This window comes from Agreia sp. VKM Ac-1783, from assembly GCF_900177765.1.
In the GTDB taxonomy this organism is placed as follows: Bacteria; Actinomycetota; Actinomycetes; order Actinomycetales; family Microbacteriaceae; genus Agreia.
Genome location: NZ_FXWI01000001.1, coordinates 15,298 through 30,691 on the forward strand (window position 1 = coordinate 15,298; position 15,394 = coordinate 30,691).

Below are 15,394 nucleotides of genomic sequence, written 5' to 3' on the forward strand. Positions count from 1 at the left end.
GTGTAGCAATTGTGGATTCCCGAACAAGATTGCGTCCGTCCTCGAAAGGTAACTTGATAGCCGTGCTGACACCTGATGGCGATTTCCCGGAGCGTCCGTGCCAGACGCTCTTCGTCGGAGGAAGGGTCATCGATCCTGAGACCGGCCTCGACGCCGTGCGCAACGTCGGTCTTTGCGATGGCTCGATCAGTTACATCGGTTCGGGGCGCCCGCCGTCGGAGTTGATCGTCGACGTCGCTGGCTTGGTAGTAGCGCCCGGGTTCATTGACATGCACAGCCACGCGCAGTCCCCTACGGGCCTCTTGTTGCAAGCTCTCGACGGCGTCACGACAGCGCTCGACCTCGAGGCCGGCGCTCTGCCCGTGTCGGTGGTGTACGAGCGGGCCGAAGCCGAGGGGCGACCCATCAACTTCGGCTTCTCGTCATCCTGGGCGCTGGCCCGGATGCAGGTTCTCGACGATGTGAAGCTGCCTGATGAGAACACCGCAGACCCTCTGCCGGAGCCGATTCACGTGTTCGAGGAGAACCAGACGCGAGCGAGGTGGAACACCCCCGCAAGCGATCGGGAGGTCGACGCGATCTTGGATCGTGTCGAGCAGGGGGTTCATGAGGGCGGCATCGGTATCGGTGTGCTCCTCGGCTATTCCCCTCTGTCGGGTCGCGAGGAGTTCTACCGCACCGCTCAACTGGCGGAGCGGTTGAGCGTACCCGCATTCACCCACTCCCGACAGATGTCCAACATCGAACCGGGCTCGTCGCTGGACGGAGCTCTCGAAATCATCGGTGCGGCGGCGGGAACGGGCGCAGCGCTGCACATCTGCCACATCAACAGCACCTCCCTGCAACGCATCGACGACGTCGGGCTGGCGGTGGAGATCGCTCAAGCGCGCGGCACCCGTGTCACCACGGAGGCCTACCCCTACGCGGCCGGTTCGACGGGAGTCGGGGCCGCGTTCTTCGAACCCGACAAACTCGACAGGTTGGGGATCACGACGCGCTCGATCAAGTACCTTCCCACGGGCGAGCGCATCGCCTCCCTGGATCGGCTGGTCGAGTTGCGGCAGATGGATCCAGGCGGCATGTGCATCATAGATTTCCTGGACACCGATGATCCAACGCAGCTGGCGATGCTCATCCGCGGGCTCACCATGCCCGGCGGGGTCATCGCCTCCGACTCGATGCCGCTCACACACGGACCTCACCGGGTGTACAACGAGTGGCCGCCCCCGGAAGGTGCCCTCACGCATCCTCGCAGCGCCGGATGCTTTGCGCGCACCTTCGGGTGGCTCGTTCGGGAGCTCGGCGTGCTCACCCTCGAGGATGCGCTCAGGAGGGTCACGTACGCCCCTGCATCCATCCTCGAAGACTCGGTTCCCGCAATGAAGAAGAAGGGTCGCGTGCAAGTGGGCGCCGACGCCGATCTCGCGATCTTCGATCCCCAGACCATCTCTGATCGCTCCACCTTCGAGACCACGAGACCGTCGACCGGATTCAGGCACGTGCTCGTGGCGGGCACCTTCGTCGTCCGCGATGGCATCGCCATTGCCGCGAGCCGTGCAGGTCGCGCGATTCGTAGCGTCGTGCGCTAGTGCAACGGCACCCCCACCAGTACTTGTTCCCCACCCAGTACCCACCCAGGAGGCAATTCATGTCCACGCCGCTCACTATCGGTCTTCTCGTATTCCCGGACGTCACGCAGCTCGATCTCACCGGACCGCTGCAGGTGTTCACGTCGGTACCGGGCGTGACAGTCCATCTGGTGTGGAAGGATCTCGAGCCGGTGCAGTCCGACGCCGTGATGAAGATCCTGCCCACCACCACCTTTGCCGAGTGTCCTCAGCTCGACGTGATCTGTGTCCCGGGTGGGTATGGCGCGGACGAGATGCTCAACGATGTTGAGGTTCTCGACTTCCTCCGCGCCCAGGCCGAGGGCGCCCGCTACATCACCTCCGTATGTACGGGTGCGCTGATCCTCGGAGCCGCCGGACTTCTCTCGGGATACCGGGCGACGACCCACTGGACGGCGATCGACAGCTTGGAACCGTTCGGAGCGATCCCGGTCAAGACCCGTGTGTGTGTCGACCGCAACCGTGTGACGGGAGGCGGCGTGACCGCGGGCATCGACTTCGCATTGACTCTGGTCGCGGAGATCTTCGATCGTCCGACTGCTGAGGCTGTTCAGCTCAGGCTCGAGTACAACCCGGCCCCGCCGTTCACTTCAGGATCGCCCGACACGGCGCCGAAGGAGGTTCTCGAGCCTTACCTTGAGCGCATCGCGCCCATGCGGGCGTATCGTGCGGGTGCCGTGGCACGCGCAGTAGCAAACGTGAACGGCACGGACAACTGAACCAATCGAAGTGAACATCGTTGTCCAATCCGACGATGTTTAGAGGCTCAGCCCTTGGTGCAATAGCTGCCATGTACACCGATATGGCCAGCCCCGCCACCTCGTCAGAAGTCCCCCCGACCGCCGATGTCGTCATCGTGGGAGGTGGAATCGCGGGAGTCTCCCTGGCCGCCGAGATCGGCGATCGAGCTCGAGTAGTCCTGCTCGAAGCAGACGACGCGCTGTTCCGGCACACGAGCAGTCGCTCTGCGCAGCAGGTGCAGCCCAGCTACGGCCCGCCCGCGGTCCGGCAGCTGACGAGCACCACTCTGAGTATCCTCCGTCGGCTCGACGAGAACGCTCCCGCTCCCGTCCTCTCGTCTCGAATTCTGTACGTCATCGGGTTGGATGACTCGTCCAAAGTCTCGCAAATGGCGAGCGAGGGCACGGGGTTGCGCCTGACGAGCCACTCCGAGGTCGAGGATGCCGTACCGGGACTCCTTCCTGGACTCGTTCGCGAGGTCGCGGCAGACGATGACGCAAGCGAGGTGAAGGTCAAGCTCCTTCTCACGAGATATGCGAAACGCGCGCAGGCGCACGGGGTCGAGTTCGTGTCCCGGGCGAAACTGACCGCGGTGGCCAGGGTCGGCTCCAGCTATCGGCTCACAACGACGGCCGGAACTGTCACCGCTCCGATCATCGTCAATGCTGCCGGGGCGTGGGCGGATGATGTCGCCGCTCTGGCCGGGTCGCGGCCTCTGGGCCTCGCCCCCCTGCGCCGCACGGTGATCCTTACAGCGCCCACCGGCACTCCGGTCGGGCCGATGTGGCCGATGATCTACGACGCAGCCGGGTCGCTCTATTTCAGGCCGCACGGGCGTCAGGTTCTTGCCTCACCACTCGAGGACGAGGCGAGCCTCGCAGAGGACGCACGCCCAAGAGAGGACGTCATCGAGCGAACCCTCGCGAGGCTCAACGCGCTGACCTCGTTTGAGGTAGCGGGAGCCAGCGAAGCCTGGACAGGACTTCGAACCGTCACGCGTGATGATGTGCCTGCGGTGGGTTTCGATCACGACTCCGACGGGTTCTTCTGGCTTGCCGGACAGGGCGGATACGGTATCCAGACCTCTGCGGCGATCTCGATTCTGGCTGCCGCGGCCATCCTTCGCGAGGCGAGCCCGCTGACCGGAGACGACCAGCAGGCGTTCGAGAGCATGACTCCGAACCGCTTCGCCTGATGCTCATCGCTAGAGTGCGGCCATTCGTGCCATGCCAGCTGGCTCCTCGATTGCGCCTTAGAATCGCAGGAAAGGAGGTGTGCATGGCCGTCAGGCGCAATCGGGGAGAGCTTGAGACCTCTGTATTGAGAATCCTCTGGAGCGCCGAGCGTCCGCTTTCCGCGCGGCAGATCATGGATGACTTTCCGGCCGGTGCCGCTCCGGCTCTCACGACGATGCTGACGGTGCTCGATCGCCTTGTGAAAAAGACGACCGTGACCAAGATTTCCAACGGCGCCAACGGCTTCGTCTTTGCTGCCTCAGCTCCCGAATCGAGCTTCACCGCTGACGCAATGGTCTCTGCGCTCAGCGCGAGCAGCGACAGGGGAGCGGCGTTGCTGCAGTTCGCGGGGGAGCTCGACCGTCAGGACATCGAGCTTCTGCGCTCGGTGCTGGGAACTGACGAGCCCTCAGAATGATCGGCCTCGTCGGCAGCCTGATCCTGGCGGCCATCATTCTCACAGTCGCGGCGCCCGTCATTCTCTCGTATGGGGCATGGCGAACGAGATGGCCGCGTCTGGCGTTGGCAGCATGGCATACCGCCCTCCTGTTAGGAGTGCTCTGCTTGGCGGCGAGCCTGGCGGTGTCGATTCTCGCTGCTGTGGCGCAACGCCCGGGGCAGCTGTCGAATTGGTTCGAGCCGACAGTCTTGGTCTTCTTCGGTTGGGTGGGCCTGGCCGTGGTCGGAGGCCTGCTGGCGCTCTTGTTCACCTATACCGAACCCATCGGCCGTGACGATCGACGACTTCAAGCAGAGTTCAGCCGGCTCGCCGCACAGTCGACATCGACGTGCCAGCAGGTTCACGGCTTCGATGTCGTCGTCGTGAAGTCGAGTGCCCCGATCGCGCTTAGTCTGTCGGGGCGGGAATCGCGGATCGTCGTTTCCTCGTGCCTCACACGCGCGCTTTCGGCTTCCCAGCTTCGTGCCGTGATCGAACATGAAAGAGCTCATCTCGTGCAGCACCATCGCCTGGTGAGCCGAATCGCCTATCTGAACCGGGTGTGTCTGCCCATGCTCCCCGCGGCTCGACAGCTGAATCGCACGACCGGACTCCTCGTCGAACTCATAGCAGACGACGAGGCGGCCAGACAGGTCGGCGCCGTGAATACCGCGAATGCGCTCCTGGCCACGGCACAACTCAGCGATGACGAAGCGATGAAGCTGCGCGCTCGTCGTATCGCGGCCCGGCCTCCCCGCGGAAGTCTCAGCTCGTCCGCGCGCGTTCGTCGTACGCTCGCCACCCTCGCCGACTGATCAACGACGGGATGCGCCGAAGGTGCGAAGGCGAAGGCTGTTGGAGATCACCAACACCGAAGACAGTGCCATTGCGGCCGCTGCGATCAGCGGGTTGAGAAAGCCCAGGGCGGCAATGGGAATCGCGGCGATGTTATAGCCGAAAGCCCAGACGAGATTGCCGCGTATAGTGCGCAGCGTCTTGCGCGACAGCAGCACGGCGTCGACGACCACCCGCAGATCGTCGCGTACGAGGATGATGTCGGCGGCCTTCATGGCGATGTCCGTTCCCTGAACCATCGCCATGCCAAGGTCGGCGGCGGCGAGGGCGGCGGAGTCGTTGATCCCGTCTCCGACCATTGCAACCCGGTGTCCGGATGCCTTCAGCTCGTCGATCACACGCACCTTGTCAGCCGGCAGCACCTCGGCGATGACCCGGTCGACGCCGACCTGTCGACCTATGGATTCGGCAATCCTCGCAGCATCTCCGGTGAGCAGCACGGTGCGCAGTCCGAGGGATCTCAGGGTCGCCACGGCGGGCTCTGCGCTTTCCTTGAGAGTATCGGTGACCGCCAGCACGACGACCGCTGTGCCGTCGACGGAGAGAGTGATTGCAGACGCGCCCGAGGACAGCACTTCGTCGAGGGCCGCTTCCGCGGCGTCGTCGAGGACGACGCCGCTCTCGGCAAGCAGTCGCTGGTTGCCGATGACGCACGACCTGCCGTCGACGACGCCGGATGCGCCCATGCCGGTCAGTGCGCGAAAGTCGGCGACCCCGGGCAGCTCGGCGTGTCGGGTCCTCGCATGCTCCACGATCGAGCGGCCGACCGGATGCTCGGAGCCCGTCTCGAGAGCGCCCGCGATACGAAGCGCGTCATCGACGTCGACCGTGCCGATCGCAATGATCCGCTCAACCTTCATCTGTCCTGTCGTGAGCGTGCCGGTCTTATCGAAGACGACGGTATCGATGACGCCGCTGGCCTCCAGGGCATCCTGCCCCTTGATCAGAATGCCGAGCTGGCCTCCTCTGCCGATTCCCACCATGAGCGCTGTGGGCGTCGCAAGCCCCAGCGCACACGGGCAGGCGATGATCAGCACAGCAATACCGATGCCGACGGCTCTGCCGGGCTCTGTTTCGTTCACAATCCAGATGGCCGTGATCATGATCGCCAGCGCGATGACGACCGGCACGAAGATGGAGGAGATCTTGTCGGCCACGGTTTGGGCGCGAGCCTTGCGGCGCTGCGCGTCTTCGGTGAGAGCAGCCATCTGGGCAAGACGCGTGTGAGCGCCGACGGCGGTGGCGCGCACACAGAGGCGTCCTGCGATATTCGTGGTGCCACCGATGACCGCGTGGCCGACCTCAACCTCCGTCGGGGCCGACTCGCCGGTCATGGAGCTGGTGTCGAGCGTGGAGCGCCCCTCGACGATCTCGCCGTCCACAGGCATCCGTTCACCCGGCAGAACGACGACCACGTCATCGATGCGCAGAGAGGTACTCGGCACGACCTCCTCGGTTCCATCGGGAAGCCGCAGGCGAGCTGTGCGCACGGCGAGGTTGCCGATCGCGTTCAATACATCGCCCGCACGGCGACGGGAGCGCGTTTCGAAGTAGCGGCCCCCGAGCTGGAACGTGATCATGCCGGCGGCGACGTCGAGGTAGATGGAGTCTGCACCGGCGGGCGTGACTCCGAACCCCAGCCAATAGCCGGGGCTGTCGCTGGGTGCGAAGAGCAGGGTGTAGACGGCCCACCCGAATGAGACGATGCTGCCGAGAGACACCAGCGTGTCCATGCTCGCTGTTCCGCGGCGGAGGCCACGAACGGTTGCCCTATGGAACGGCCAGGCTGCCCACGTGACGATCGGCAGGGCGAGGAGGACGCAGACCGCCTGCCAGCCTTGGAACCGAAAACCGGGCACGAGAGCGAGAAGGATCGTGAGATCGCATAGCGGAATCGTCAGAAGCGCAGCAACGGCCAGCCGGCGACGAAGTGATGATATGCGCATCTCGGTCGCCCGGAGAGACCAGCTGTCGTCGTCACCTGATCGAACGGCGGCAGAGTATCCGGCCCGTCTCACCGCATCGATCGCTAGCTGTGCGCGCTCCGGCGGGATGCCTGTGACAAGTGCCCGCTCCGTCGCGAAGTTCACTGAGGCAGTGACTCCGTCGAGCTTGTTCAGCTTGCGTTCGACTGCGCTCGAGCAGGCAGAGCAGGTCATCCCCCCGACATCGAGCTCGAGATACTCGTCGCTGGATGTCGATGTGTGTGGCGCCGGTGTGGTGGTCATCGCTGTTCTCCTTGGTCGACTTTCTGCGATTCCGATGGGCGTGATGCGGACGCGGACGCTGGCGCAGCGTGTCCGACGGCGCGCTTGGCCAGTTCCGTGAGCATCTCGTTGTAGGCGTCGAAGCTGTCGTCGAGGCCGCTGTCGAGATGACGATCGGTGCGCTTAGCGGATCGCGAATCCTGCTTCGACCATTGAGTCACGAGGGCGATGACCACCACGATCAGAGGCAGTTCGCCGGCAGACCACGCGATTCCTCCCCCGAGGTATTGGTCTCCGGCCAGATCCGTCATCCACGGGGCGTCGATGTACTGGTAGAAGGTCTCCGCGATGATCGTGCTCGACGTCATCACGACCACGCCGAAGAACGCGTGGAACGGCATAGCCGCAAGCACAAGGCCGAGCTTTCCGATGTGCGGAAGCGGGCGGGGTGGATGGTCGACTCCGATGACGAGGCCGTAGAAGAGATAGCCGCCCACCAGAAAATGAAGGTTCATCAGCTGGTGCGACCAGTGGTACCGCATCGCCTCTTGAAAAATGGGGGTGAGGTATATGAGGTAGTAGCTGCCCACAAAAGTGATGAACACCCAGAGCGGGTTGTACATCGAGCGGGTGACCGACCAGATCAGAAGGCCCGTGAGCCACTCGTGCACTCCGGCGGCCTCACCACGGCGGCGCGGAGGAATAGCCCTGAGTGCCAAAGTGACCGCGCCGCCCATCACGAGAAGGAGTGGACCGAGCATGTTCAGGCTCATATGCAGAACCATGTGCAGGCTGAATGACACGGTCGAGTACCGGCCTAGCCCCGATGAGGTGGTGAGAACGATGACCGACCACCCCGCAACCCAGGTGACCGTTCTTCCCAGCGGCCAGGAGTCGCCGCGGCGCCTGAGTCGCACGACCGCGACGAGGTAGAGGCTTACTGCGAGGATCGAGATGACGGCGAAGAGGATGTTGAGTCGCCAGTCGGTGGCGAGAACGCCCAGCGTCGGTGCCGGCGTCACATCGAAGCCGAGAAACAATTGCATGATCGAGGTCGGCACAAAATATTGGGGCGGGGGTATTCGAGTCATGGCGACAAGTGCGCCGAGAAGAATCGCAAACAGAATAGATGCCGCGATGAGCACCCGCGGGGCTTCAGCACCCGTGGGAGCTGGCCGGGCGGCATCCGGACCTTTTGTGCCGGGGCGCCAGATGAAACCCAGGGCTGCAAGCGCTGCCAGGATGCCGAAGACGGCGAGGAACAGCCATCCGGTGCGAGAGGCGAACGGCACGTCGCCAGCCAACTCGAATGCGGCGATGACCACCTGGCCGGCGGCGGTGACGGTTGCGCAGCCGATGCTCAGGCGCACAAATCGCTTCTGGGCGACAGCAGAAGACGTGCGGCCGCTCGTCCAGCCGAGAGCCATCACGGCGGTCGCCCCCGCCCAGAGCGCCAACGCTGGAGTCGCCAGAACCGCAGCATCGCCGCCGAGATCGTGATTCGGTCCCACGAGAACCTGAGTCACGAGCACCGGAGGGAGGAGTGCTACGGCTGACAGTGCCACCATGGCAGCGGTCGCCATCCAGGTTCGGACGACGTTCGCCGCGCAGAAGATGACGAAGGCCAGAAGCGCCGACACGGTCCACGCACCGGGAAGGTACGACGCCTGAGCGAGGTCACCGAGCTTGCCCGGTTCGAGTAGTCGGGACAAGGGGACCCCGTTGGCGTCGGCCGAGTCCACGAAGATAAGCGCGGTCGCTGCGATCGCCCAGACGCCGGCACTCCAGCGCACGAGCGCCAGGTCGGCGCCGTTCACGACCTCGAGCCGGCCACGGCCTTGTCGCGGTACGACGAAGGCGGTCACGGAAAGGGCGCCGATGCAGAGGGCGCCGGCGAGTTCGGCCGTCAAACGGAGCAATGCGCTCGTTGTCGACGTGGCGATGCCGGGGTAGTTTCGGTTCACCGCGTCGTAGCCGGAGCTGCCGAGAAGAATCACCGTCGTGAGCACGATCGCTGCCGAGAGCAAGGTCGCGGCGGTGAGTCCGATGCCTGTGAGCCTCGACCGTGACACGGGTGGGGACACTCCTGCATCAATCATCAAGCATCACTCTACATGTTGTAGAGCAAAGGGTTCAGTCAAGTCTGCTGAGAATGATGTGTCTGGCTCCCGCCGCCGTGATGACGCTCTCTCCGTTGACGTGAAAGACCTCGCGGAGGACTTCTCTTGTGATCGTGTGCGTCACGCTTCCCTGTGTATGGAGCCGACCCGCGGCGAGGACGAGTACGTCGTCGGCATACTGATTGGCGAGGTCTATATCGTGGAGCGCGCAGACGACCGTGATGCCCATGTCTTCGACCATGTCGAGGATCGCGATCCGGTGTTCCACGTCGAGGTGGTTGGTCGGCTCGTCGAGAACGAGAAGCGAGGGTCGGTGCCGGATGGCGCGGGCGAGGAGGGCTCGTTGGGTTTGGCCACCCGACAGGGAGGGCAGGGGATGGTCGGCGAGCGCCGAGAGTCCCACCCGGTCGAGCGCCTGCTCGACAGCTGACCGGTCAAGTGTCCGGGGACCCAGCGATACGAGTTCGGCGACCGTGACGTCAGGAAGGGGGCCCGAGTCTTGGCGGAGGACCCCTATCTTCTGTGCGCGATCGGCGCCCCTCAGCCGTGCGATGTCGACGCCGTCGACCGTGATCTCTCCGCTGTAGGCCGCGTGGTGTCCGGTAAGCAGGTTGAGAAGGGTGCTTTTTCCGCTGCCGTTGGGTCCGATGATGGCGGCGAGGTGACCGCGATGGATCTCGGCGGATACATTTCGCAGAGCGTCGTGAGAGCCGAACCGAACCGAGACGTTCTCGAACCTCACATGCGCGGTCATGAGAAGGCCGTCGTTCGATTCCGGCGCATAAGGAAGATGAAGATCGGAACGCCGATCGCCGCGGTGAAGATGCCCACGGGTAACTCCGATGGTGCGAGAACGGTCCGCGCGGCAAGGTCCGCGACGACGAGGAGGATTGCGCCGAGGAGGGCGCTGACGGGGATCACGCGGCGGTGCATACCTCCCACGAGCAGGCGGGCGATATGGGGAATGATCAGGCCGACGAATCCGATGGTTCCGGAGGCGGCCACAGCTGCGCCCGTCAGAAGCGAGGCCAGGGCGAAGACGACAAGCCGGGTGCGGCCTGGGTTCGCCCCCGATGCGGCAGCGTGCGCGTCTCCGAGGCCGAGCAGGTCGAGCCTGCCCGCGAGCGCCAGGGTGGCGGCGATAGTGGCGATGATCACCGGCGCGATGATTGCGATGAGGCTCCACTGCGAACCGGCGAGGCTGCCGAGCAGCCAGAAGATGACCTGTTGGGTGGCGTCTGAATTTCCGGATCGGATGAGAAGAAACGACATCACGCCTCCGAGCAGCTGCCCGACGGCTACTCCCGAAAGAATGAGGCGCCCGGCTGAGAGGCCCCAGCGAGATGCGGCAGTCATTGCGACGACGGCTCCGGTGGCGGCGGCACCAATGAACGCCGCGATCGGAAGGAGGAAGGCCCCCACCGTTGCAACGCCCACCGTGGTGATGATCAGAACGGCCGCGACACCCGCGCCGGAAGACAATCCCAGAACGTAAGGATCGGCGATGGGGTTGCGCACAAGCACCTGAACGCACGCACCTGCCACCGCGAGTCCGGCGCCGACGACGACGGCCTGTACGACCCGGGGCATCCGCAGATCCCAGATGATGAAGTCCATGGGGCCGGATGCTCCGGAGCCTGCCATTCGATCGGCGATGATCCGCACGATGCGCTGGGGATCGATCGAGATTGCACCGGCGCCGACGCTCAGTACGGTCATAACCAGGAGAAAGACGAGGAGTGTGCTGACGACCACGGACGTCGGCACGCGACGAAGGAGCCCTGTGCGTCGGGCTCTAAGTGGCCGCTCAGGACGCCTTGGCGACAGCATCCGCGATCATCCTTACGGCCTCTGCGTTGAGCATGCTCGGTGACATAAGCGTGCGCTGGGGAATGACGACGATGTTGCCGGATCGTGCAGCGGTTGTGCCTGCCAGCAAAGGGGTTGCTGCAATCTGGGCTTTCAGCTCAGCGTCGCTATCGGCCGAAAACCCCGATATGGCCACGATGACCTTCGGGTCAGCGGCGGCGACCGTTTCGGCCGACAATGTGGCGAAGTCCTGTAGCTGGTCTCGAGCGATGTTCGTTCCTCCGGCCAATGTGATGATGGCGTTCGCGAAGCTGGAGCCGCCGTTGGTCGCGATGCCCGTTCCGGCATCCGGAACGCGCGAAAGTGCCAATACGGGAACCTCGTCGCTGGCCGCGTTCGACGCAGACGCGTCCACCTCGGTGCGGAGCTGCGAGATAAGCTTCTCTCCGCGCTCAGGCACGTCGAAGACATCGGCAAGCGCAGCGATGTATCTGTATCTCTCGTCGATGTTGTCCATCGGCCCGTCCTGCATGGCGCCGCAGGCGGAAAGAGCTGCGCTGCCGGCGTCATGCAGTTGTTGGACCGAGGGTGTGCCATCGAATTTTCCGAATTCATAGGGCGAGATGCCTACGACGAGGTCGGGTTCCGCGGCAACGACTGCCTCCGCCGAGCCCCGTGCACTGTCGAGCACGGGAATCGCATCGAGCTTCGCTCGGAGATCGCCGTCGAAGTCCTCCGCGAAATCAGGGGCTGCGGTGCCCACGATCGTGTCGCCGAAACCGAGCTCCACGATGAAAGCGGCTGCACCGGCATCCATCGTGACGACTCGCTTGGGCGCGTCTTTGAGTTCTGCTGCGCCGGGGCATGACGGGTCTGTTGTGACCTGGGTCGGGGCTGATGCGCCTGGTGTCGCAAGGGAAGCCGTTCCAGCGGCGCTGGCGGCGCAACCCGACAGTGCGATCGGGAGGGCAAGGGCAAACGGAATCAATATACGACGGGGATTCACTCATTCACTCTACTTCATGTAGAGCGACTATGGCGTGGTCGCGGCGATGAGCTCGTAGATCATGTCCCTCGAGTACCCGTCGGGGTTCTCCATGTCTTGTCTTCGTACCAGGAGTAGTCGGCTTGCTGGGCTTCGATTGGGGTGGATTGCCGCTCCGATCGAGATTACGGACTCCGTAAGCATCCACCGGGACTTCAACACCATCAGCGTTGGTCGCATCGACGACCTTGCGCTATAGCGCTCCCCTGGGCTCGTACGATCTTTGTCGTCAGCTCCTTGAAGAAACAGGGGTGCTATTCACTCCAGGCGCGGCCTTCGATATCGAAGGCACCGTCCGCATTGGCTTTGCTGACGACAGCGAGACCTTGAGAATCGGACTGGGGCTTTTCGGTGCCTTTCTTGACGAATTAGGTCGCGCCTAGGCGAAGGCTCATAGTCAAACGTCAGTAATGAGGATTCCCGAGTGCCGTCATCAGTGCAACAGCGGATGGGTTTTAGAGCCATGACGATCCAGTTGAATGTGCAGATCTTCACCAAGACCAATCATGTCGGTGTTCACCGAGCGACGTGTCGCTCGGTGATCCTCCTAGCCGTTTGGGGATGCACACCACCCGGAACTCTCGACCGCCCCTCCGATGCGACGATCGCGCAATTCGCAGGATGCTGAGAGCGTAGCTTCGCTACGCGATGCGGATGAGCTTCTTGTTCACGAACTCGTCCATCGCCAGGCGACCCATCTCTCGCCCGGTGCCGGAGCGCTTCACGCCCCCGAACGGCAGCTCGGCGGCGTCGCCGAGCACGAGGTTGATCCACACCATGCCCGCGTCGATCGCGTCGGCGACTCGGAGCGCCTGCTCCTGATCGGTCGTGTAGACGTAGGAGCCGAGGCCGAAGGGAGTGTCGTTCGCGAGCCTGACGGCCTCCTCTTCGCTCGCTGCGCGGTACAGAGCCGCGACCGGTCCGAAGAACTCCTCGTGGAACGCATCCATCTGCGGCGTGACATCGGCGAGCACGGCGGGCGGGAAGAAGTTGCCGTCGGGGTCACCGGACGCGAGGATCGTCGCGCCCTGCGATCGAGCGCGCTCCAGCTGCTCGCTCAGCCGCTCGGTGGCTGCCTTCGACGACAGCGGTCCGAGCTGCGTGGAGTCTGCCATCGGGTCGGCGGGGGTGTTCGCGGTGAACACCGACGTGAACTTCTCTGCGAACTCCTCGTAGAGCTCGTCGATGATGATGAAGCGCTTGGCCGCGTTGCACGACTGGCCGTTGTTGTCGAGGCGCGCGTTGACCGCGTCCTGCACCGCGGCATCCAGGTCATTTGTGGAGAGCAGGATGAACGGATCGGAGCCGCCGAGTTCGAGGACGACCTTCTTGAGGTGCTTGCCGGCCAGCTCCGCGACGGCCGAACCGGCCCGCTCGGATCCGGTGACAGAGACGCCCTGTACGCGCGGGTCGGCGATGACGGTCGCGATCTGCTCGTTGGTCGCGAAGATGTTCACGTAGACCGAGTCGTGGGCGCTCAGCTCGGCCTCGGCGTCATCGAAGATCTGCGCGATCGCCGCTGCCGATTCAGGGCATTGCGGCGCGTGCTTCAGCAGGATGGTGTTGCCGTTGACCACATTCGGGCCGGCGAATCGGGCCACCTGGTAGTACGGGAAGTTCCACGGCATGATGCCGAGCAGCACGCCGAGCGAAGCGCGGCGCACGAACGCCGAGCCGGTGCCGTCGCTCAGCTCGATCGTCTCGTCGGCAGAGAAGGCCTCGCCGTTGTCGGCGTAGTACTGGTAGATCGCGGCGGCGAAATCGACCTCGCCCAGCGCCTGCTCCAGAGTCTTGCCCATCTCGCGCACAGCGATCTCGGCCAGCTGCTCGCGGCGCTCGGTGTGGAGCTGGGCAACCCGCGCCACGAGAGCAGCCCGCTCTGTGACCGCGACGCGTCGAGACCACTCCTCGTGCGCTGCCGAGGCCGAAGAGATTGCCTGCCGAAGCTCCTCGTCACTGATCGTCGGATAGTCGCGGAGGGTCTCTCCGGTTGCAGGATTGATGACGGCGTAGTCGCTCACGGGTGTGCTCCTTGAATCTGAGGAATGCAGTCTTCGAATTCTAAGAGGCGGTGTGCCGTTCGCCGAGATGCCACGAGCGGTTGCTTCGCGCCGATGAGATGCCACGTGCGTCGACGTCAACTGGCATCTCGACGCGTGTCAGGCTCGCCGTGGCGGCGCTCCGAGCGATTCGGTCTCGTCGACGACCAGCCGCATGACATCGTCGAGGCTCTGTCGCCTCGCGAATGCTGCACGCTGGCGGTCTGAGGAATTGCCCCGGGCGAGAGCCTGCTCCGCCAGATCGCGCACGACCTCGTATTCGCCGAACTCGTGGAGCACGGGTCTGAGGCTTTCGATCAGACTGCGAACCGCCTCGCCAGCCTGGATGGGACGCGGCCTGGGACCGGCGCTCAGCAGCTCAGATGAGAGCCCCGTACGCGCGGCCTGCCACAGGGCGGCCCTCTGCACCGGCGCTCGCCGAGGCTGCAGGGGCACGCCGTTCTCGATGTCGATCTCGGCGGCGCGAACGGTCGCTCTGAAAAGCCCGGCGATGAGCACCGCGTCATCGACGAGCGGCAGCGCGTCGCACACCCGCAACTCGAGCGTGGGTGCATGGGCCGACGGTCTGATGTCGAAGTAGGCCATGCCGTCGTCGGAGATGACGCCGGTCGCGATCAGATCGGCAATGAGTTCGTCGTACTCGGCGGCGGATGCGAGGGGCCCGGTCGCGCCCGCGCTGGGCCATCGCTGCCAGACCAGACTTCGCACGCTCGCGTAGCCGGTGTCATGTCCGTTCCAGAACGGCGAACTCGCGGACAGGGCGAGCAGAGTGGGCAGATGCTCGGCCACGCGCTGGGCGAGCTGGATGGCGAGGTCGCGGTCGGAGACTCCTACATGCACCTGGAAGCCGCAGATCAGCTGCTCGTCGACCAAGAGCCGGTACTTCTCCTGCATGGCGCCGAAGCGCTGCGACGGAGTGAGCTCGAAGTCGGAGATCTCGGAACGTGGCGCCGTGCCGACCGCGGCGATCCCGACGCCGAGCGGCCCCGCGACATCCATCACGCCCCGGCGCAACCGCACGAGCTCGTCGCGCAACTCGCCGAGCGATTGCACGACGCGGCTGTTCGTCTCGACGGTGGTGCGCTGCAGTTCGGCCGCATAGCTCTCGCTCGCCAGCTGATTCAGCAGGTGCGGAGCCGATGCGGAGAGGTGCCACGAATCGAGGTCGATGAGGTGAAGCTCTTCTTCTGCGCCTAGCGTCAGTTCCGCGCTCATGAGCACAACCTACTGGTACGAGGTCGCTGGTGGCAGCCCT

Annotated in this window: 12 protein-coding genes; 5 read left to right on the forward strand and 7 right to left on the reverse strand. The window is 64.4% G+C overall.

Annotation, left to right across the window (positions count from 1 at the left end; genetic code table 11):
* Nucleotides 1-62 precede the first annotated feature (62 nt).
* From CCK87_RS00075 to CCK87_RS00095, 5 genes are all read left to right on the forward strand, one after another.
* On the forward strand, nt 63-1,589 hold the full coding sequence (locus CCK87_RS00075; protein ID WP_212638173.1) for an amidohydrolase family protein: 1,527 nt from the start codon (nt 63-65) through the stop codon (nt 1,587-1,589).
* 59 nt (nt 1,590-1,648) lie between these two features.
* Nucleotides 1,649-2,347 (forward strand): DJ-1/PfpI family protein, encoded by a 699-nt coding sequence (locus CCK87_RS00080; RefSeq protein ID WP_086459499.1) that lies wholly within the window; start codon nt 1,649-1,651, stop codon nt 2,345-2,347.
* 71 nt (nt 2,348-2,418) lie between these two features.
* On the forward strand, nt 2,419-3,564 hold the full coding sequence (locus tag CCK87_RS00085; protein ID WP_170927080.1) for an FAD-binding oxidoreductase: 1,146 nt from the start codon (nt 2,419-2,421) through the stop codon (nt 3,562-3,564).
* A gap of 83 nt (nt 3,565-3,647) precedes the next feature.
* Nucleotides 3,648-4,022, forward strand: coding sequence for a BlaI/MecI/CopY family transcriptional regulator (locus tag CCK87_RS00090; RefSeq protein WP_170927081.1), 375 nt, complete (start codon nt 3,648-3,650; stop codon nt 4,020-4,022).
* Entirely contained in the window at nt 4,019-4,858 is an 840-nt protein-coding gene (locus tag CCK87_RS00095; RefSeq protein ID WP_086459502.1) for a M56 family metallopeptidase, read from the forward strand. The genes CCK87_RS00090 and CCK87_RS00095 overlap by 4 nt, the downstream gene beginning before the upstream one ends.
* Here the strand turns inward: CCK87_RS00095 and CCK87_RS00100 are convergent, their stop codons facing one another.
* The 7 genes from CCK87_RS00100 to CCK87_RS00130 all read right to left on the reverse strand — a co-directional run bounded on the left by CCK87_RS00100 (nt 4,859) and on the right by CCK87_RS00130 (nt 15,354).
* The gene (locus CCK87_RS00100; RefSeq protein ID WP_086459503.1) at nt 4,859-7,126 is read right to left on the reverse strand and encodes a heavy metal translocating P-type ATPase; all 2,268 of its coding nucleotides are present in this window, start codon (nt 7,124-7,126) and stop codon (nt 4,859-4,861) included.
* Entirely contained in the window at nt 7,123-9,204 is a 2,082-nt protein-coding gene (locus CCK87_RS00105) for a cytochrome c oxidase assembly protein (protein ID WP_086459504.1), read from the reverse strand. The genes CCK87_RS00100 and CCK87_RS00105 overlap by 4 nt, the downstream gene beginning before the upstream one ends.
* 34 nt (nt 9,205-9,238) lie before the next feature.
* The gene (locus CCK87_RS00110) at nt 9,239-9,979 is read right to left on the reverse strand and encodes an ABC transporter ATP-binding protein (RefSeq protein WP_086459505.1); all 741 of its coding nucleotides are present in this window, start codon (nt 9,977-9,979) and stop codon (nt 9,239-9,241) included.
* Nucleotides 9,976-10,992, reverse strand: coding sequence for an iron ABC transporter permease (locus tag CCK87_RS00115; RefSeq protein ID WP_249273639.1), 1,017 nt, complete (start codon nt 10,990-10,992; stop codon nt 9,976-9,978). Before CCK87_RS00115 ends, CCK87_RS00110 begins: the two co-directional genes overlap by 4 nt.
* 40 nt (nt 10,993-11,032) lie before the next feature.
* Nucleotides 11,033-12,040, reverse strand: coding sequence for an ABC transporter substrate-binding protein (locus tag CCK87_RS00120; RefSeq protein WP_086459507.1), 1,008 nt, complete (start codon nt 12,038-12,040; stop codon nt 11,033-11,035).
* A 680-nt stretch (nt 12,041-12,720) separates the two neighbouring features.
* Complete coding sequence (locus CCK87_RS00125; RefSeq protein ID WP_086459508.1) at nt 12,721-14,100, reverse strand: NAD-dependent succinate-semialdehyde dehydrogenase; 1,380 nt, start codon at nt 14,098-14,100, stop codon at nt 12,721-12,723.
* A 138-nt stretch (nt 14,101-14,238) separates the two neighbouring features.
* Nucleotides 14,239-15,354, reverse strand: coding sequence for a glutamate--cysteine ligase (locus CCK87_RS00130; protein WP_086460299.1), 1,116 nt, complete (start codon nt 15,352-15,354; stop codon nt 14,239-14,241).
* Between the last annotated feature and the right edge of the window lie 40 nt (nt 15,355-15,394).